Raw genomic sequence first — 18,655 nt, 5'->3', positions numbered from 1 at the left:
ATCATAGATATATGTAGCAATGCAGAAGATTTTGAATTTCTGGCTTCCATTTGTTGTAATTTATATTTATATGATTCAAACGAACCTTCCTAATTCAGAAGATATATTAATTTCAGCTTTATTTGGGCTTACTTTACCTGGGCTTTTCCTGGCATACAGGCTGAATCTTTTTAATTGCTTTAAAAAAATAAATGATAAATATAAAATTCTTATACCTTCATTCTCAGTGCTTGTTTTTCCGTTCTTGTTTCCACTACTTTTGATTCACCCACTTCCTGGCTCTTTATCATCAGTTATTCCTGTTTCTACTTTTATAATTGGGCAATTATTAGCAGAAGCAAATAATAAAAAAATGAACTCCGATAGAGAAAAAGCTGCAATTCACGTACTTTATCGCAAATTACTCAGCAATTCTACGATAGCCAACGAAAACAAATCTCATATCAAAGATTTTAGAAAACACAAATCTTATGCCACACTACTAGACAAGCTAAAAAAAATGGAAGACATAAAAGCAGACTTAATTAAATTAGAAACTTTTCAGGGCCTAATCCCATTAGAAATGCAGTTGACTAATTCTCAGATATTTACCTCGGCTGACTCATGTGAGAAATTAATTGACAATTTTAATACAAAACTCAACAAGATAACACAACTCAACCATATAACAACGGATGAAAAACAAGAATATGAATTTTCTACTCGCAAGAGAGATATTGTTGAGAGGCTATCAGAACATACAGACGATTTTTTAGAAGATGAGGCTGAATTTTCAAAGGCTGTGTATCTGATAACAGACTTTTTTATGTAAATACATTAATGATTGCATAATGCCTAAAAAGATTAGAGAATTGAAAAACATATTGCTAAAAGCAGGATTCGTTTGCCAACCAGCAAAAGGCAGTCATAGTAAGTAGAAGCATCCTAAATTAGCCAAGGCTATTATCATAGCTGGTAAAGACGGAAATGATGCTAAACTATATTTAGAGAAGTTAGTCAACGAAACAATTGAGGTGCTTAGGCAGATCGAAGCAGAGGAGACAGAACTATGAAATATACAGTTGTTATCCAATGGTCAGAAGAAGATCGATGCTTTGTCGTATTTTTGCCTGAATTTGAGGATGTAATGCAGCCGGTAACTCACGGAGATTCTTATGAAGAAGCTATCTACAATGGGCGAGAGGTACTAGAGTTACTAATCGAAAGCTGTGAAGCTGAAGGTAAGCCATTGCCAGCAATTAAGAAGATAGAATGATTATTTCAGGCTGCATGAAACCGTAAATCCTAGAAAAACACATCACAAGAGAGACTATGTTGAAACAAAAACCCTCGCCAGAATCGGTTTTAATTACCGAACAAGAAACAGAAGCTATAAAAAAATTACAGCAGATTCTCAGCATCGAATCTGCACAAGTAAAATTAGTGGCAAGTAATGGAGAAGAAATTCTCATTCCCGAATCAGTTTACAATTTGTTGGGTCAAATTGTGCGCGCAATGGCATCGGGTCAAGCTGTATCGATAGTAACTCACAATCGCGAACTGACGGTGCATCAAGCTGCCGATTTCCTAAATGTATCGCGATCGTTCATTGTCAAATTGCTAGATGAAGGAGCAATTCCTTATATTGAAGTTGGTTCGCGCCGACGCATACTTTTTCAAGATTTAATGACCTACAAGCAACAGCGTAAAGTTCAGCGACGCCAATTATTAGACGAGTTAATCGAGATGACTGAAGAAGCTGGCTTGTACGAGGAATAGGACTAATTGAATCTTTAATATGACTAAGCTGCGTGTTGTACTTGATGCTTGCGTCCTTTTCCCGATGTATTTGCGCGATACTCTGCTTTCCACTGCTGATGAAGATTTGTATTTACCATATTGGTCTCAGAAAATCATTGGTGAAGTAATAGGCAATCTTGTTAAAGGAGGAACACTTTCGCAGGAGAAAGCAAAGAATCTTGAAAGGACAATCAAAATAGCCTTTCCTGAAGCAATGGTTGAAGTGCCTGTCGCACTAGAGCAAGCAATGACCAACGATCCTAAAGACCGTCACGTTCTTGCCGCAGCCGTAACTGCTGGAGCTGATATCATTGTCACCAATAATCTCAAGGATTTTAGAGAAAACGATCTAGCTCCTTGGAACATTATAGCACAGTCGCCCGATGAGTTTCTGAGCGATTTATTGGACGAATACCCGGACTCAATAGTTGATTTATTACAGCAACAGTCTCAAAAGTACAAAAATCCCCCAAAGACTTTTAGTGAATTAATTAATTTTTTAGGTGAAAAAGCAGGTACACCAAAGTTTGCCAGTAATATATTATTAAAAGTTCAGCGTCGCGAGGAAAATCAGTAATATCTTATTTGCTAATTCTTAGGCTTGGCCTGGAAGAGTAACTTTACTAGGTTTGTTCACAGCCATATCATTCAAATATGAAATAAGTGCCAAGCCGATACACTCTACTAAACGGGGCGGCACGGCATTTCCAATTTGCCACATTGCCTTTTTCATTGAACCTTCAAAAATAAATGAATCCGGGAAACTTTGCAATCTCGCCATTTCGCGAGCTGAAATAACGCGGTTGAGATAAGGATGAATATGAGTGCCGCCGTGATTTTCTTTAACAGTCATGCTCGGTTTTCCCGGATACTGTCGCTTGAAAGCATCGGCGTAGCTTTCATACAAAGAACCGCCTGGTGGAACTTTAGCAAGTCTTTCCCTGTACTCAACTGAATGACGAGTCCATTCGTGGTTAATTTTTGGTATGGGAGTATACTCGGGTAAATCATCAATTGCTGACTCAATCGCTTTGTATTGTTCGGGCAACAATTGCGGCTTCGGAATTTTATCATTCCTTGCCCTCGCTTCGGGTAATTTTTGCGGTACGCTCGTCCTTCTTGGAACTATTAATGCACTCGGGGTTGCGCTAAATATTTAACTTGAGCCTGCTTTAAATTCTCTTCTCATTCCATCCCGAACAACTTTTGGGCCACAGACCAATCGAGAGCGATCGCTTAAACACTGGCACGCTACATATAGCGTGCCTGCGTAAGTCCTGTTTATTATTTTGGCTTGACTTCGCCCTTGAGTGCATTTACTCAAAAAGTATTGCGATTTTCAGGGTTATTCGCTAGAATAGCCAACCTGTCAAGTAAAAAAATCCCACCAACGAGACAGACATTTCCGACATTCGCTTATGACCATTGCCTATACTCCACCTTGGCTGCTCAACAACGGCCTATTAATGACGTTGTACACCGCATTAAGGGCTAGTCGCGGTTGGGAAAAGACGATCCCTTACCCAGAGCCCCCTTACCGAGAACACATCTTTACTGGTGCCTGTGGAGTCCCGATTTTCGGCTGGGTTGCCATCCCCGAAAATCCCCGATATACCATTGTCGGCACTTACGGCATTACTGGCGATCTGGATAATCAATGGTATCTGAAGCTACTAGGCCGTAAAGCCTATGCCCAAGGCTGTGCAGTGGTATTATTTGACTGGCGAGCTCACGGCAAAACTGCCCAACTCTCTCCCACCCTGACTTCTGATGGCCTATACGAAGGCGAAGATTTCGTTCGGATTGCTGCCGCTGCTAAAGAAATGGGATGTCCCGCCCCTTTTTGGTTCACGGCTTATTCCCTGGGCGGACAATTAGCCTTGTGGGCCGTAAAATCAGCTCAGACGATCGCAGATTGGGGGCCTGACTTAGGGATCGAAGAGTCAGAACTAGCAGGCGCGGCGGTTATTTGCCCCAGCTTGGACTCGAACCGTTCTCTGTCTTATCTAGTTAAAGATGAGTGGGGGAAATTTTTAGAAAAGGCGATCGCGCGACAGTTAAAAAAACTAGCAAAAAACATCGCTAAAACGCATCCAGGGGCGATCGATCCTGCCGCTATTGAACGCGCCAACAGCATTTGGGGCTTTGACCACGAACTGGTAATTGGCCCGTTAGGTTTCTCCTCTGTGGAAGAATACTATGACGCTAGCAGCGCTCTACACATTTTGCCTCACCTCAAAAAACCCACTTTCATCCTTTATGCAGCCGACGATCCGATGTTTGACCCGGTACTTGTCCCTGAGTTGCAAGCCATTAGTGCGAACAATCCTGCCTTAGAATTAGTGGTGACAGCCTACGGCGGCCATGTTGGGCATATCAGTAGTAAACGTTGTCAGCATCAATTTGCTGATAGCGATCGGTGGTGGGCATGGAATCGGATTTTACAGTGGTTCGATGCCTTGAGTGTTGATTAAGATTATAAAATAAAACCTGAACACTCTTCGGCAATAGTTGCGGGGAGGAAAGGATTAGGGGGTTTAATCCCTCCAGTCCAGAACCTTAAAACTATTTCGCAAAAACACTAGACATCTGGGCACAAGCTGAATGGCTCACTGGGACACAATTGTGCATAATTTGCACAGCCAGTTGACTTAACCTATATTTGACGCCAACATAAGGATTAGAAGCAATTCTAGTTAAAAACTGGTGAATAAATATCGATTAATTTATTCGTTTTTTTGAGAATTGTGTCAGCTATTAACTAGGTAAAACTAAAGCTCATACTCTCAATTTAATTAAACACCAAACTGCGAGAATTACTCTCTCCTAATGCCTTTTTGTTAACCCAAATTTTTATTGAGGCACTCGAAACCAGCATTTCCCCATCACAAGCCGGGTCTAAAATTCGCCCCTAGTTCGGCTCTATTACATCGATAACCAGCTTTACCAGTGAAATTGGAGTAAAAAAATCTCCGCCTTTGTGCCATTCTTTCTGAGCAAAATTCCCTAGGAAATACAGATAAACTTCCCCAAAGCCATCCTCAGTAATATTCTTTCGGCGAATCCGATTTAAGATTTTCAACAACTCCCGCAAAATCGGTTTTTCCAAGCTGTTATAATTTCTAGGCAAAGCGCCGCCGAGTTCCTCATTTTCATCGGCGATCGCCTTCAGGGCAGCATTAATCGCCCCACCAATATCCTCTGCTTTCGGACGATCGATCAAATAATTTCGAGTTCGGTGTAGTTTGCTGGCATTGTTAGTGTTATCTTCCCAACTCCTTGAGAGATTCCCTCATCTTCGGCAACAACAAACAGCACCGCCTCGTACAAACCCTTATTTGAGTTTAGATACGGGGCGATCGCATCAAAACCAAAGAAACCGGGTTTTTTGCCGTTGCTATCGGTGGTAACTCACATCTTGCACCACTTCCAATAACCGCCAGGGGTTGAAACCCCTGTCTCATAGCGAAAGTCCTCTTGCATAGGACTAAAAGCCTTTTCCTATCAGCTTTTCAGTCGGTTAAAACCGACTTTCGCTGTCAGACGGGGGTTGAAACCCCCGGCGGGTTAAAGAGAATGCGACAAGATGTCAGTCGTAACCCTGTATTCTCCTAAAAAACCAGGTTTCTGACCACCCGCGCCTCGATTTTCAGCTTTTAGAGAGAGGTAAAAACTCGCCCGATCGCTGCAATATTAATAACTAGGAACTCAGCAATTTTGGAGAAGAGGTGAATTGAAATTCGTTTCCGACCCGCAAATAACAGTCAAAATCCGCAAAATGAAAGAGCGGGTGCGGTGGCAAGAACACTCGATCGTCGATCGGGGAATCGACCAAACTCGGATGGTTTTGGAATCTCAAACCACCGACTCTCCAGAGTTTTCGTTTTTAGTCGCAGGCGACAGCGGCACGGGCAATCACCGCGGCTACAATCCCCAGCGACAGATTGCCGAACTGATGCTCTCGGAGCGCGAAACTTGCCGTTTCGTCCTCCACACGGGCGATGTAGTTTATCTCGTCGGTTCCAGCGAATATTACTTGCAAAACTTTATTCGCCCCTACCGAGAATTTATAGTCGGCGGCGAGCATCCCTCTCGCATTGCCTACGATCGCATGGTGTTTAACTTTCCGTTTTTGCCCGTACCGGGAAACCACGACTATTACGACTTGCCGATAGTCTACGGCATTCTGTCGGCCACAGCTTTGCCGCTGCGTCGGCTGTTGGGTTCCAAGTTGGATCTCGATGTCGGCTGGCACGGTTCCGATCGCGGAAACACCTACGCCAAAGCCTTTCTCGACTACCTCAAAGCTCACAAAATGCCGGGAGAGCTCGATCGCCACCTAGACGCCCACTACACCGCCAGCACCAGCACAGGCCGCTGCCTCCGCTACCAACCCGGACGCTTTACCCGCTTACCCAACCGCTACTACACCTTCCGCAGCGGCGGCATCGACTTCTTCGCCCTCGACTCCAACACCTTCAACGAACCGTTACCGATCCCGAAAACCAAACAGGGCGACATTCGCCGCCAGAATTTGGAACTCGATCGCCAGAAATTGGAACAAGAAAAATTGGCAATGCTCGAAATGTGCGATCGGCTCAACCCCCAAATTCCCGAGGAAGCCGAACAGCTAGACGACTTGGCCGCCAAATTAGAGCAAGTTGACGAAATGTTGATGGATATTGACAAACAACTGTCGCCCGACAGAACAGCCGCCACCGACGTTGAACAGCTCGAATGGCTGAAAAAAAGGCTGATTGACTCTTGGCGCGATTCCGAGGTGCGGGGGCGGGTAATTTACCTGCACCACCCCCCCTACGTCACAGAGGCGACAAAGTGGAATCAAGCTCAAACTTTGGCGGTTCGGTTGCGATTGCGCGAGGTGCTCGACGGGGTGGCCGATGCAGTTGGGGAAGTGGCGCGGGGGCGTCCGCTAGTAGATTTGGTGCTGACTGGCCACGCTCACTGTTTGGAATATCTGCGGACTGGAAATACCGGACACGGCGACTCTGGGATTAATTGGATTGTCTGCGGGGGAAGCGGCCACAGTCTCCGCCGCCAGCGCCCGGAAGGGCCGATGTTGCAGGAAGCATTGAGTCCTGAAGCTTATCGGTTGGGGCGGCAGTCTGGTTCCGAAACAGCCAGCCGGCGGGTAGCGGAATCTTTGCTATTTGTCGGCCGCAGCGGTCAAGGTTCCCACAAGCGCCGTCCTTATTCGTGTTTGCGGATTGATGTTCTCGATGGGTGTCCCCCGAAGTTCCGCATCCGACCTTTGGTTGTCGAACGATTTGAGGGGAAATGGCAGGATATCTCGATCGAACCTTTTGTGATTTAAGTTTCGTTTTTCTGTAAGTCTCGATCGCCCTTAAAAAGGTGGACTTTGACCGATTCCGGTTCCCCCCTTTTTAAGGCGCCGGGGGGATCGAGAGCCGAATGCTCGCACAAAATACTCGTATTAACTTAATTGAGGAGAAAAATTCAATGATTGCTAACTTAACCGCCACCGGCTGGGAAATTATTTACCACCGCGCCCACGCTTTACTCGCGGCGCAACTTGGCGGACAGTGGAAGCGCTCGAAATCTCCGGTGCGCCTCTACGAAACCATAGCGGCTATTTCGCATCACGACGATTTGGAGAAAGAGTGGGAAGAAAATATTTTGACTGAAGCGGGCGCGCCCTTTGATTTTACCTTGCAGACGGAAACTTCTCTGCCGAAAATTAAAGCCATGGCGCAGAATGCCCTATATCGCGGTAGGTGGGTAGCAATGCTGATTTCTATGCACATGAGCTTTCTCAATGAAGGAAAGCGGGGAGAGTCGAAGGAACTCGACGAGTTTTTGGACGAACAACTGGAAAATCAAAAAAAATGGCGCAAAGAGTTGCAAATTTCCGAGGAAGATGCTAAGGCCGCTTATGCTTTTTTCCAGTGGTGCGATCGGCTATCATTAATTCTTTGCAGCCGCGAGTTACCCGCCGGAGAACGAGCTTTAGAAATTAGTGTCGGCCCGGACGGCAAGCGCTACGATATTGTACAGCACAGCAACGAACTCGTGACTGTAACTCCTTGGCCTTTTGAAGACGATAAGTTTACGGTGAACGTCGAAGCGTGCCTTTTGGATCAAGTCAAGTTCGACAGCAACAAGGAAATCAAGGAAGCGCTGCACAAAGCTCCCCGCGAAGTCTTAGAGTGGACTTTTGTCAAGTCTTAATTAAACCTGGGAAAAATAGGTGAGGGTTGTTGTCGAAGTTTAGCGGGCATGGCATTTGTGTTAACTTAATGTTAAAACCATGTCTAAATCAGGGTTATAGTTGAGTCTTGCTCCCCCTTAACTCCCCTTAATAAGGGGGGGATAAGAACAGTCAAAATGAATCTTATTAAGGGGGATGCGATGGCGCTCGAAACTGCGATACAAAGGAAAAAAACCCTGGGTTTCAGGTTCGCTATTACCCATTACCTATTACCAAATATGGAACGTTCAGCTTGCCTAATTTTCAATCCCGTCGCCGGTAACAGCGACCCCGACCAAGACTTAGCTAGAATTCAGGAACTTTTAGAGCCTTTTATTGACTTAGACATTCGCCTGACCACCCCCGAATTAGACGCAGATCAAATCGCCCGCGAAGCAGTTGCTAGGGGAGTTGAGGCAATTATTGCTTCCGGGGGCGACGGCACCTTGTCCGCAGTGGCTGGGGCGATTGTGGGCACAAATATTCCTTTAGGAATTATTTCGCGGGGAACTGCTAATGCTTTTGCTAATGCTTTAGACATTCCAAATACAATTGAAACCGCCTGTGAAAATATTTTGGGAGGGTTGACGCGGGTGGTGGATGCGGCGATTTGCAACGGTGAAATGCCGATGGTTTTGTTAGCTGGAGTGGGGTTTGAGGCAGAAACTGTCGAACTTGCCGATCGCGAAATGAAGAATCGTTGGGGAATGCTGGCTTACATTCTTTCAGGAATTAAACAGTTAAACAATTTAGAAAGATTTGAAGCAGAAATCGAAACCGAAGATAGAATTATCAGCCTTACTGCTGTGGCCGTCACCGTGGCGAATGCAGCGCCGCCTACTTCCATTTTAGCTCAAGGCCCGGCGGGGATTATTTTTGATGACGGCTTGCTGGACGTGACGCTGGTTGCGCCTCAGAATAAAGCTGGGGCGATCGCAGCTTCTTATCACCTATTGCAAACAGCTTTGAGCGGCAATCCTACGGATCGCGACGACATCGGTTATTTGCGGGCAAAAAAAGTAACAATTAGTGCCGATCCACCTCAAAAAGTAGTTATAGACGGCGAAATCATCGGCATGACTCCGGTTTCTATTGAGTGTGTTCCGGGAGGTTTAACTATTTTTGTACCGCGAGTTGAAGAAGAGCAAGCGGTGGAAAAACTCACCGGTTTAGCGGACATCGAAATTACATTGAAACCCTCAACTTAAAATTTTTAGCGACACCAACAATAAAAAAGACCGCCCGGGCGGTCTTTCTTTTTTAGGCGTCTAAAATTTGGCGAATGCGGCGCTCCAAACGTTCGAGATCGAGTCCACCTTCATCGCGGCTGATGCGGCGCACGGTGACGTTAACATTGCTCAAATCTGCCAGCAAATCTTGCAGGATTTCTTGTTGCTGGCGAGCTTGAGTTATTTCGCGCGGTTCCTGCACCAAATCGCGCACAATTGTATCTTCCGCGCGCGAAGCAACGATCGGGTCTGCTTCGCCGTCTACGTGCACAAAAGTGCGCCGACCGGGCCCACGTTCTTCTTCAATTGGTATTACTGCTGTTACTCGATCGGAGCGAACATATTTGCCAAATCCCAGGTGGACTAAGACGGAGGATTGTATTTTCATAGTTAGCACGATTTATTTGTTAGTTATCTATATTTTAACGCGCAATTTCCGGCTATGACAAGTAATGGTCAAGCGGGTTTTACACCTATTTTGAAGAGTTTTTAGTGGTACGAAAGGTGGCTATTTTTTAGTAAATATGGTAAGTTTTTAGTTGGATATAAACATCTGAATAAAGATTTTTTTTATGAAGAACGTCCGTCCTAATTCCCCAAACTTTGAGGACGGACGTTTTCACTGCCAACGTAGAAAGGCAGAGCCTTGAAACGAGGAAATAACGCAGCTTATCAGCTAAACTGTTGAGCGTAGTAGCCAGCATAGCGAGCTCCCTTTTCCAGCAACTCCTCGTGCGTCCCAGATTCGACAATTCTGCCTTTTTCCAAAACTAAAATGCGATCGGCTCTCCGCACAGTAGCCAAGCGGTGAGCGATAATAAACACCGTGCGATCGCGCATCAATCTTTCCAGCGCTTCTTGCACTAAACCTTCGGATTCTGAATCCAGCGCCGATGTCGCTTCATCCAAAATCAATATTCTGGGATCAAGCAAAACTGCACGGGCGATCGCAATTCTTTGTTTCTGTCCCCCAGATAAATTTACACCCCTTTCTCCTACCCAAGTTTGATAGCCGTCGGGAAACTCACTAATAAATTGATGAGCGTTAGCAATCTCCGCAGCTTGTTGTACATCTTTCAGTTCATAATAAGATCGGCCAAAAGCGATATTTTGAGCAATCGTACCCGAAAAAAGAATAGTTTCCTGCGGTACAATGCCGATTTGCCGCCGCAGAGTATCTAAGGTGACATCTTGAATATCAATACCGTCAATTAAAATCTGTCCCGCTTGCGGATCGTAAAATCTGGGTAGCAAATTTACTAAAGTAGTTTTACCCGCACCGGATGCACCCACGAGAGCAATCATTTCTCCCGGAAGTGCCAGTAAACTCATATTTTGTAAAATCGGAACCCCCCCTTGCCCCCCCTTATCAAGGGGGGGTTGAGGCTGTTTTCCCCCATTGTCAAGGGCGGGTTGAGAGGGGTAGGCAAAATTAATGTTGCGGTATTCGACTTTGCCTGTAACATGGGGAAGTTCAATTGCGCCCGGTTTTTCGACTACAGTTGGTTCAATGGCTAATAATTCAAAAATGCGATCGCTAGAAGCTTCTCCCTGCTTAAAATCCCCGTAATTAGCAGTTGTAATAGCGATGGGGTCAATTAAAAGTGCCACCCCTGCGATATAACTGATAAATTCAGTACCTGTAAGATTTCCTTGAGAAATTTGCCAACCTCCCAGGAAAAAGAGCAAAATCACACTCATCGCTTCCAGAAAGCCAACTACAACGAACTGAAGTGCTTTTATTCGTTCTGACAAATACTTAGCGCGGCGGTTTTGTTCTGCTTCTTCTGCAAAGCGGGCAATTTCGTAGTCTTCAGCCACAAATGCTTTGATTAAGCGAATGCCGCTGAATACTTCTGTCAGCAAAGCGGATAAATCAGAGATGCGATTTTGACTTTGGCGCGAGTAACTTAGCAGTTTCTCGCCAAACCAACCAATTAAGATAGCCATCAGCGGTGCAATAATTAATGCACCTAGAGTTAATTGCCAGTTGAGATAAATCATATACCCCAGCACGGCAATTAGCTGCAAAACACAAGGGATAAACTGATGAAAAAATTTATTTACGACTTCGCCAATGCGGTCAATATCTTCTGTGAGGCGGTAGGATAAATCTCCGGTTTTGGCGGTTTCAAAGTAGCCGATATTGAGTTTTTGCAGGTGGGAGTAGACTTTTTTGCGAATTTCTAAAGCAATAGTCAAAGCAGCTTTTGCCATCAGCGTATCTTGACCGTACTGGGCTGTACCGCGAATTAGAAATATAATGGCGCTGAGTGCAGCAATTTGAGCGAACCCTTGTAAATCTCCTTTGCCTATAAATTTGGCTGTTTCGCCAACTAGCCACGCTATAATCGGCCAAAATATGGTAAATACTACGGTACAAGCTAATGCTTTACCGATGGTTTGTTTTTGGGGACGGAGGTAGGGTAAGATTTGCCAGTATGTCGATCGAGTTTTCAAGATATTTTGCCCTCGCAAATTCTGTTTTTGGGGATCTCTGCAAGAATATTCAAACTTCGATCCCCCTAACCCCCCTTACTAAGGGTGGTACAAGATTATTATTCAAAGTCCCCCTTTTTAAGGGGGATTTAGGGGGATCTCTGCGTAAGTCATAGAGATATCTGAGCCTGAATATGATATCAGCGATCGGGCAAATCTCAACAATCATTCTTCACCGAAAGCATCCGGGATAGAAAGCCCACGGATTCATCTGTGGGGTTCATTGTCCAATTCTTCAATCTAAAATCTAAAATCTAAAATCTAAAATCATTCTTGACCGTCGGCATGAGTAGCCTGTACCTTAGCCCCCGCGACAACTTCGCCCCGAAAGGCGGCTGACTGTCCGGGTGCAAGAGTAACTGGTTCAGCGTAGATAAATCCGTTGTCAATTAAATTGCCTGACTCGTCCAAAACTTCATAATTGACTTTGACATTCTTGATTATTTTGCAGCCTTGATTAAGGACTTGACCGCTGAAAACGTTGCCGTCATAATTAGTCGCCGCAATTGACACTTGGGCAGCGATGGTGGCACCGGGAATGCAAGTTTGGGAAGTTCCTAAAGATGGCTGTTTCTCGCATAACTTGCCCAAGTCTACTGTTTTGCCGTCGGGGGTTTTCATGTAGCAAAACGGCTCGTCAATTTCGGAGTTTTGGGCAATTGTATTTGTAGAGTATGCACTCAAAGGGCGAGCTGAGATCGGGGGCATTAGGAAAATCGATAAAGCTACTGTTAAATGTAAATAAATCATGCTTTTTTAGGCAATTAATAAAATTAATTCTACAATATAAGGTCGCTAAAATTGAGGCTAGCATATCTATATGTATGGCGCGTCGCGCTCACGCTGCATTGTGCTATGATAAGACATCAAACTTTAGAAAGTAAAGTAAAGTCATGGTCGTTACTCAAGATAACCCAGGACAAAAAACGTTAGAACTGATCGTAACGTGGGAGAAGTTGCCAGACGACTTCCAATTAGAAGAAAAACCAGTGGAGAATACAGGTCAACCGCTAATTGCTGGAGCACTGCGAGAAATCTTAGAGCTGAGAGGATTGCTCGGGCCACGAATGCTGATAGCCAGCAACTTTGGCATTTGCGCTACTGTCAACGGCGAGTTAGTAATCAAAGCACCAGATTGGGTTTATGTACCGTCGGTACTGCCCGCCGAATCGAGAAGAGACCGCAAAAGTTATACCCCAAACTTGGAAGGAGAAATTCCCACCATTGTCATGGAATTCTTGTCGGAAACAGACGGCGGTGAATATTCTGTCAAACGTACTTTTCCTCCGGGAAAGTGGTTTTTTTACGAACAAATTCTGCAAGTACCAACTTACATCATTTTTGACCCAGAAACTGGCTTGCTGGAAGTATATCGCTTGCAAAATGGCAATTACGAATTAGAATTTCCCGACGCGGAAGGTCGCCACTGGATGGCAGATATTGGTTTGTATTTAGGAACGTGGCGAGGGGAGAAAGAACAGCGTTCAGGCTATTGGTTGCGCTGGTGGGATGAAGCAGGAAATCTGCTTTTATGGGGTGTAGAACAGTTAGCAGCAGAACGGCAGCGGGCCGATCGCGAACGTGAGCGGGCCGAACGGCTGGCTGAATATTTGCGCGATCGGGGAATTAACCCGGACGAGATTATTTGATAAGTTGTACGCCATAAGCTGTTGGGCATCTAAATCGCATTTTTGGGCGGGCGGGACGCCCACCCCACAAGAATTTCATCAAACTTGACTGTAAGATTTAGATATGTCTGGGCTGATCAGTAGGGTGCGCCGGGTCGCGCACCTTACGAGATTATCTAATACTCGGCTTTCTATTGCCAAGATTCCGCGCTCCGGGAACTTTCCGGCTGGGACGGCGATTGTTCAAATTACTCGCAGTTCGAGCATTCAAAGCATCAGCAGAAGGTATCAAACCTAAGTCTTGCAAAATTTCAACAGCCGCCCTTTGTCCAGTTTCGCAACCGCCTTCCATGTAACCTTGATTTTCCAGGGAAGTGTGTTCCCCGGCAAAATATAAATTGCCAACTCGTTCGCCTTCAACGCCGTACATTTGCGTCCACTGTCCGACTAAATAGCAGGCATAAGAACCTTTGAAAAAGCGTTCTCCGGGCCAATAAGCTCGCACAGCTTTGCCCGATCGCAAATTTCTCACTCCGGGAAAAACTCTTTCAAATTGGTTCAAAAATCTTTGTGCTTGGTCTTCTGGAGTTCCGGCACCGATCGACAAACCCTGCTTTCCTCCTGTAAAATTAGTAACTAAACCGTTAGGAGTAGGGGCAAAAGGCGTAGCTTCCCAGGTATTCTGGAATCCTAAATCGCTATAAACAGAAGCAGTCGAGCGATAAAGTTCTCGCCAAATTCGGCTGCGATAGCCAGTAATTAACTTAGAATTAGTACCGTAACCCAACTGCTCGATCGCCCTGCGCTTTGGTTGGGGCAAAGGTACGTTAATTCTAACGTCTCGCAGAGTGCTGAACGGCAAAGTTAACAAAACTCGCTCGTAAGTGCGCTCGAACGCGCTTTGTCCCGATCGCAAATTTACCCGATAGCGGCCATCCGGCAAAAGAGTAATCGCTTCCAAAACCGTCCCCGCCTCGATCGAACCCGACAATTGACCCGCCAAACGGTTGATAATTTGACTATTACCGCCGTCAATTTGATAACGCTCATCGCTGTTGCCGTACAATTCAAAACTGCCCGCCTCAGAACCGATTAAAAACAGCAGATTTAACGCCGACTGTTCTTCAGGATCTCGACCGTATTCAGTTGTGTAAGCAATGCGGAGTAACTGCCGGACAAGCGTGCTAGTCTCAGCTTGGTCTACATATTCAGCGATCGAAAGATTGTCCAATCTTTCCGCTGCTTCCGTAAAATCAAGATAGCTAATTTCATCGCCAACCGTCTCCAAATCAGCACTAATTTTACTCGCTAGCGGCGCAAATTCCGCGATTATTTGCTCAAGAGAAAAGCGGCGCCCTTGAAAGAAAAAAGTATCCTTCACCAGTCCACTCTGCACTTGGGCTAAGTCGATCGCGCGCAAACCCAATTCCGTCGCCAGCGAGATTAAATTAGTGTGGCCGGTGTCAATAAATTCTCCCCCCAACTCCGCCGGAATCAGCGTTCCAGCCACCTTGGGAATAGTGCGTATCCGCCCCCCCACGCGGTTAGTTGCCTCGATTATATCGGCGCGCACGCCCGCTTGGCGCAAGCGATAAGCCGCCGTCAAACCCGCAATCCCCGCACCCACAACCAAAATGGGCGATCGTCCGCCCTGTTGAGCAAAAGCTCCCCCTCCCTCCCTGGTAAAAGTCGCAGCAGCGACAGCCCCCGCAGCAGCTAAGCCCCCGTGCAGCAAGCGGCGCCGAGATAGGGCAGAATTGGGAATGCCAGCGCTCAGCATCCCCAGCAGTTCATCAGCCGGAATGCCCGTTTCCCTTGATTTCTGAGCAATACTCGCAGCGTGGCGCAGCATTGCCATCAGTCCAGATTTAGCCATAATTAAGACATCCTCACAAAACAAAACTTTGATGTAAACTGGATTCTCGATCGTGTACTTTCCCGACTAAAGTCCAGAGAGATTTTTTTAATAATGCTAACCCTCAGAACACTGTTCGACAGCAAATTTTATCTCGAAAACAACCCAGATGTCGCCGTAGCAGTTGCCAGAGGCACGGTATCGAGTCCCTTCGATCACTACCGAAAAATTGGCAAATTTGAAAATCGCGACCCCAATGCCCTGTTCGACGCCAGCTATTATTTAGACACCAATACAGATGTAGCGGCATCAGTCAAACTCAATGGCGTTTCAGTCGCCGACCACTTTATCAGATACGGTCAATTTGAACGACGCAACCCCAACCCATTCTTCGATGTTAATTTTTATCTAACAAGCAACCCCGACGTTCAGACAGCAGTCCAAGCAAATCAATTTACCCCATTTGAACACTACTTCAAAGCCGGCCAATTAGAAAACCGCAAACCCAGCGTTTTCTTCGATCCCAGCTTTTATTTAGAAAAATATCCGCTGGTAGCAGCAGCAGTCAATAGTGGCGCAGTTAAAAGTGCGATCGACCACTACATTCAATTCGGTCAACAAGAAGGACTTTTGATCACTTTACCCGATCCCGCAGACAATTTGAACGCAGCAAAAAGCCTGGGCATTCTGACAGAAATTCAAACGGCGAGCGATTTTGTGGGAGCTGCTGAACCAGCCGACATTTACAGTTTCATCCTCAATACTCCCAGCCTTTTCAGTGTAACTGTTGACGGTTTGAGTGCAGATGTTGATGTTGAATTAATTCAAGATCTCAACGGCAACGGCGCAGTTGGATCAGACGACCTTATTGCTTCGTCTAACAATTTAGGCACGGCTTCAGAAACAATTGTCAGCAATGGGGTTTTGCCGGAGGGGACTTATTTCGTCCGCGTTTCTCAATTTCAAGGCGATACAAATTATGACTTGAGATTGCTTGCCGCTCCTTCTCCCACGCCGCTTCTATGACATGAGGGTTTACACTCGAAGGCAGTCTAAATCAGAAGGTGGAAGACAGAATGCAGAATTAAATAAAAATTTATAATTAAATATAATTCTGCGGGTTTGTCAGTTAGATACTGTCCGGTTAATGACTTATAATATAATTGTTTGTTGTCACCCTCTTAAGAGAAGAGAAGACTTAAGTCCTCCCTACAAACCTAATTATAAATTTTTGACCGTACTTGATATTAAAACAAACAATTCTCTCTTCCATCTTCCATCTTCCATTGGGCCGATCTTTCACTTATTAGTTTCTTACCCCCTCGGAGAGGGCAAAGATTGAACAGGTGCCGGAGGCCAATTAGAGCGACTTCTGGTTAGAGTAGTAGACACCAAAGCATAGCCCAAAACAGCGGGAAGCACGATCGCGCTCAGAAACACGATCGCCGCAGCCCAACTCATCGCATTCGAGATCGGGCCGTAATGAGTGCGGTAAGGATCAAAGGTGGGTAAATTAGGCCTCGGGGCGTCCCGCAGCGCGATCGGACGTTTGAACCGCACTCGCCTGTCGTCGAGCTTTTCGAGCAAAATCCAGCCAACCTCCGCCTCTTCCCGGCACAGCTTGTGAAAAATCGCAGGATTGCGAAACAAATCGTTGCTAGCCCGCACAATCTTGTACTCCCAAACCGTCAAATCAACAGCATTAGGAGCGGGTTTGGGATTGCCATTGGAGGGCGCATTTTCAGGCGCATTAAAATTATCCTCTTGAGATTCGTACCGAGTCAAAACTTCCTCCTCCTCGTTGTATTTTTGCCACGCAGCCGCTTGCTCGCGGCTCACCAATACACCCGCGAGCGCCGCCTCTAAGCCGAGACTGCCAACCATCAAACTCCAAATCAGAATTTCAACCATAAAAGGAGTTAAAAATCAAAAACTAGAAAGACTCACTTTTAACTTTCAATCTTTAATTTTCAAATAGCCTTCCACCACACAATCTGCACCCACTGCGCGCCAAGAAACCCGATCTAAAGCCAAAGCATCAGTCATTGCCGAAAACCCCAAATCTCCTACAGGAGTTGGAGCTCCTTGGCCGCCGACAATTTTAGGAGCAATAAAAGCCATAATTTTTTGAACTGCACCCTCAGCAATTGCCTCGGCCGCCAAAGTGCCACCACACTCCCAGAGTACAGAAAGAAAAGATCGATCGTACAAATAAGCCATAACATTAGTCGGTGTCAGAGGCGAGAGCTCCACAACTTCCACCCCTTTGGCGATCAAAAATTCCTGAAATTCCGGGTTAACCCCAGGTTCAGTCAGCACCAAAGTAGCCGCCACAGAGGTTTCCCACAACCAAGCCGACTTCGGCAAATCCAGAGTGCGGCTCATCACCACCCGCAGGGGATTATTCCTATCAGGCTGGTGACTTGTCAGTAGAGGATTGTCCAGACGCACCGTATTTCCCCCAACAATCACAGCATCGCAGCCCACGCGCAACCGGTGTACCTCGCTCCGAGCCTCCTCGCCTGTTACCCAAGCGCTGTGGCCGCTACTGGTAGCAATTTTACCGTCCAAAGTCATTGCATATTTCAAAATTCCAAAAGGCCGGCGGTACAAAATCCGGTGTACAAAAGCCTCGTTGAGTTTTTGGCAAGCTTCCCCTTCCACTCCCGCCACCACTTCAATGCCAGCCTCTCGCAACCGGGCCAGCCCAGTTCCAGCTACCAAAGGATTCGGATCGACCATGCCAGCCACTACTTTTGCCACCTTGGCCTTAACTAAAGCTTCGGAACAGGGGGGAGTCCGGCCGTAGTGGTTGCAGGGTTCCAGGTTCACGTAGACGGTCGCTCCTTCGGCGAGTTCCCCCGCTTCCCGGAGCGCAAAAACTTCGGCGTGAGGTTGACCGGCACCGGGATGAAACCCTTCGCCGACAATCTTGCCGTCTCGGACAATTACAGAACCGACAAGGGGGTTGGGTGCGGTTTTGCCGAGAGCGCGGCGAGCCAATTCTATGCAGCGGCGCATCATGGCTCGATCGAACTCTTGAATTTCGCTGTTGTCCAGTTGTTTTGTACCTTGCTGCTGTCCGTTAGCTAAGCTGGCGATCGCTTGAGCGTCCGCCGGAAAAGTTTCCATAAGATTTTGGTATGATATCTATCCCTGAGTGTACTGACTTTGATGTTAATTTTGGCTGCGATCCGACGATCGATTGCGGCTGGGGCAAACTGTACGTTACCGCTGAGATATTGCACCATTCTCAATTAGCCTTTTATGAACAGGCAAGATGCCTGTTCCACAAAAGATAAATTTTCTTGTGGAACAGGCATCTTGCCTGTTGCTGACAATGGTGCAAGATGTGAGTTATACCAATTTAATATGAAGCTGCATAGAATAAAGCTTCCAGAATGAAAGTGTAAGAAGATAGTGAACTCATTTCTTC

General features: G+C 46.1%; 18 protein-coding genes and 1 pseudogene. 11 read left to right on the top strand and 8 right to left on the bottom strand.

The features are described from left to right. Positions 1–70: 70 nt before the first annotated feature. From QUA71_RS16700 to QUA71_RS16680, 4 genes are all read left to right on the top strand, one after another. Positions 71–811 carry a hypothetical protein gene (locus QUA71_RS16700; protein ID WP_333286608.1) on the top strand — a complete coding sequence of 247 codons (741 nt, stop codon included), beginning with the start codon at positions 71–73 and terminating at the stop codon, positions 809–811. Between the two features lie 237 nt (positions 812–1,048). Continuing rightward, positions 1,049–1,255: a type II toxin-antitoxin system HicB family antitoxin gene (locus QUA71_RS16690; RefSeq protein ID WP_333286606.1), complete on the top strand. Its 207-nt coding sequence runs from the start codon at positions 1,049–1,051 to the stop codon at positions 1,253–1,255. 56 nt (positions 1,256–1,311) lie between these two features. Then, positions 1,312–1,758, top strand: coding sequence for an excisionase family DNA-binding protein (locus tag QUA71_RS16685; protein WP_333286604.1), 447 nt, complete (start codon positions 1,312–1,314; stop codon positions 1,756–1,758). 19 nt (positions 1,759–1,777) lie between these two features. Beyond that, positions 1,778–2,356, top strand: coding sequence for a PIN domain-containing protein (locus QUA71_RS16680; RefSeq protein ID WP_333286602.1), 579 nt, complete (start codon positions 1,778–1,780; stop codon positions 2,354–2,356). A gap of 18 nt (positions 2,357–2,374) precedes the next feature. Here the strand turns inward: QUA71_RS16680 and QUA71_RS16675 are convergent. Beyond that, positions 2,375–2,890 (bottom strand): annotated as a pseudogene (locus QUA71_RS16675) (DNA cytosine methyltransferase); the annotation flags it as partial. A gap of 307 nt (positions 2,891–3,197) precedes the next feature. Between QUA71_RS16675 and QUA71_RS16670 the strand changes: the two are divergent. Next, positions 3,198–4,253, top strand: a complete 1,056-nt coding sequence (locus QUA71_RS16670; protein WP_333286599.1) for an alpha/beta fold hydrolase — start codon at positions 3,198–3,200, stop codon at positions 4,251–4,253. Between the two features lie 437 nt (positions 4,254–4,690). Here QUA71_RS16670 and QUA71_RS16665 read toward each other — a convergent pair whose 3' ends face one another. Then, entirely contained in the window at positions 4,691–5,002 is a 312-nt protein-coding gene (locus tag QUA71_RS16665; protein WP_333286597.1) for an N-6 DNA methylase, read from the bottom strand. A gap of 510 nt (positions 5,003–5,512) precedes the next feature. Here QUA71_RS16665 and QUA71_RS16660 point away from each other — a divergent pair. The 3 genes from QUA71_RS16660 to QUA71_RS16650 all read left to right on the top strand — a co-directional run bounded on the left by QUA71_RS16660 (position 5,513) and on the right by QUA71_RS16650 (position 9,216). Next, positions 5,513–7,114, top strand: a complete 1,602-nt coding sequence (locus QUA71_RS16660; protein WP_333286595.1) for a metallophosphoesterase — start codon at positions 5,513–5,515, stop codon at positions 7,112–7,114. A gap of 146 nt (positions 7,115–7,260) precedes the next feature. Continuing rightward, a complete protein-coding gene (locus tag QUA71_RS16655) occupies positions 7,261–7,989 on the top strand; it encodes a DUF3891 family protein (RefSeq protein ID WP_333286593.1) in 729 nt (242 codons plus the stop codon). Positions 7,990–8,145: 156 nt separating this feature from the next. Further along, the gene (locus QUA71_RS16650; protein ID WP_445243788.1) at positions 8,146–9,216 is read left to right on the top strand and encodes a YegS/Rv2252/BmrU family lipid kinase; all 1,071 of its coding nucleotides are present in this window, start codon (positions 8,146–8,148) and stop codon (positions 9,214–9,216) included. Positions 9,217–9,268: 52 nt separating this feature from the next. Here the strand turns inward: QUA71_RS16650 and QUA71_RS16645 are convergent, their stop codons facing one another. The 3 genes from QUA71_RS16645 to QUA71_RS16635 form a co-directional block, all read right to left on the bottom strand. Then, on the bottom strand, positions 9,269–9,625 hold the full coding sequence (locus QUA71_RS16645) for a hypothetical protein (protein ID WP_006631047.1): 357 nt from the start codon (positions 9,623–9,625) through the stop codon (positions 9,269–9,271). 284 nt (positions 9,626–9,909) lie between these two features. Then, entirely contained in the window at positions 9,910–11,697 is a 1,788-nt protein-coding gene (locus tag QUA71_RS16640) for an ABC transporter ATP-binding protein (protein ID WP_333286591.1), read from the bottom strand. A gap of 306 nt (positions 11,698–12,003) precedes the next feature. Further along, positions 12,004–12,444: an FxLYD domain-containing protein gene (locus QUA71_RS16635; protein ID WP_333286589.1), complete on the bottom strand. Its 441-nt coding sequence runs from the start codon at positions 12,442–12,444 to the stop codon at positions 12,004–12,006. Between the two features lie 185 nt (positions 12,445–12,629). On the opposite strand from QUA71_RS16635, the gene QUA71_RS16630 reads away from it, so the two are divergent. Continuing rightward, the gene (locus tag QUA71_RS16630; protein WP_333286587.1) at positions 12,630–13,385 is read left to right on the top strand and encodes a Uma2 family endonuclease; all 756 of its coding nucleotides are present in this window, start codon (positions 12,630–12,632) and stop codon (positions 13,383–13,385) included. Between the two features lie 151 nt (positions 13,386–13,536). Here the strand turns inward: QUA71_RS16630 and QUA71_RS16625 are convergent, their stop codons facing one another. Beyond that, positions 13,537–15,240, bottom strand: a complete 1,704-nt coding sequence (locus QUA71_RS16625; protein WP_333286585.1) for an NAD(P)/FAD-dependent oxidoreductase — start codon at positions 15,238–15,240, stop codon at positions 13,537–13,539. Between the two features lie 93 nt (positions 15,241–15,333). Here QUA71_RS16625 and QUA71_RS16620 point away from each other — a divergent pair, with 93 nt between their 5' ends. Continuing rightward, the gene (locus QUA71_RS16620) at positions 15,334–16,245 is read left to right on the top strand and encodes a PPC domain-containing protein (protein WP_333286583.1); all 912 of its coding nucleotides are present in this window, start codon (positions 15,334–15,336) and stop codon (positions 16,243–16,245) included. A 288-nt stretch (positions 16,246–16,533) separates the two neighbouring features. Here QUA71_RS16620 and QUA71_RS16615 read toward each other — a convergent pair whose 3' ends face one another. Beyond that, on the bottom strand, positions 16,534–17,130 hold the full coding sequence (locus QUA71_RS16615; RefSeq protein ID WP_333286581.1) for a hypothetical protein: 597 nt from the start codon (positions 17,128–17,130) through the stop codon (positions 16,534–16,536). Positions 17,131–17,175: 45 nt separating this feature from the next. Next, positions 17,176–18,351, bottom strand: coding sequence for a bifunctional diaminohydroxyphosphoribosylaminopyrimidine deaminase/5-amino-6-(5-phosphoribosylamino)uracil reductase RibD (gene ribD, locus QUA71_RS16610; RefSeq protein WP_333286579.1), 1,176 nt, complete (start codon positions 18,349–18,351; stop codon positions 17,176–17,178). Between the two features lie 11 nt (positions 18,352–18,362). On the opposite strand from ribD, the gene QUA71_RS16605 reads away from it, so the two are divergent. Next, on the top strand, positions 18,363–18,521 hold the full coding sequence (locus QUA71_RS16605; protein ID WP_333286577.1) for a hypothetical protein: 159 nt from the start codon (positions 18,363–18,365) through the stop codon (positions 18,519–18,521). The last annotated feature ends 134 nt before the right edge of the window (positions 18,522–18,655 follow it).

The organism is Microcoleus sp. MON1_C5 (assembly GCF_036701875.1).
Classification (GTDB): domain Bacteria; phylum Cyanobacteriota; class Cyanobacteriia; order Cyanobacteriales; family Microcoleaceae; genus Microcoleus.
Note: the sequence above shows the minus strand (reverse complement) of the source record. Positions and strands in the feature narration are given on the sequence as shown.

Coding starts and splice junctions, on each gene's coding strand:
- ribD (WP_333286579.1), bottom strand. CDS start 18,351: ATGGAAACTTTTCCGGCGGACGCTCAAGCGATCGCCAGCTTAGCTAAC.
- QUA71_RS16645 (WP_006631047.1), bottom strand. CDS start 9,625: ATGAAAATACAATCCTCCGTCTTAGTCCACCTGGGATTTGGCAAATAT.
- QUA71_RS16670 (WP_333286599.1), top strand. CDS start 3,198: ATGACCATTGCCTATACTCCACCTTGGCTGCTCAACAACGGCCTATTA.
- QUA71_RS16650 (WP_445243788.1), top strand. CDS start 8,146: ATGAATCTTATTAAGGGGGATGCGATGGCGCTCGAAACTGCGATACAA.
- QUA71_RS16635 (WP_333286589.1), bottom strand. CDS start 12,444: ATGCCCCCGATCTCAGCTCGCCCTTTGAGTGCATACTCTACAAATACA.
- QUA71_RS16615 (WP_333286581.1), bottom strand. CDS start 17,130: ATGGTTGAAATTCTGATTTGGAGTTTGATGGTTGGCAGTCTCGGCTTA.
- QUA71_RS16690 (WP_333286606.1), top strand. CDS start 1,049: ATGAAATATACAGTTGTTATCCAATGGTCAGAAGAAGATCGATGCTTT.
- QUA71_RS16630 (WP_333286587.1), top strand. CDS start 12,630: ATGGTCGTTACTCAAGATAACCCAGGACAAAAAACGTTAGAACTGATC.
- QUA71_RS16680 (WP_333286602.1), top strand. CDS start 1,778: ATGACTAAGCTGCGTGTTGTACTTGATGCTTGCGTCCTTTTCCCGATG.
- QUA71_RS16605 (WP_333286577.1), top strand. CDS start 18,363: ATGATATCTATCCCTGAGTGTACTGACTTTGATGTTAATTTTGGCTGC.
- QUA71_RS16685 (WP_333286604.1), top strand. CDS start 1,312: ATGTTGAAACAAAAACCCTCGCCAGAATCGGTTTTAATTACCGAACAA.
- QUA71_RS16620 (WP_333286583.1), top strand. CDS start 15,334: ATGCTAACCCTCAGAACACTGTTCGACAGCAAATTTTATCTCGAAAAC.
- QUA71_RS16700 (WP_333286608.1), top strand. CDS start 71: ATGATTCAAACGAACCTTCCTAATTCAGAAGATATATTAATTTCAGCT.
- QUA71_RS16655 (WP_333286593.1), top strand. CDS start 7,261: ATGATTGCTAACTTAACCGCCACCGGCTGGGAAATTATTTACCACCGC.
- QUA71_RS16625 (WP_333286585.1), bottom strand. CDS start 15,240: ATGGCTAAATCTGGACTGATGGCAATGCTGCGCCACGCTGCGAGTATT.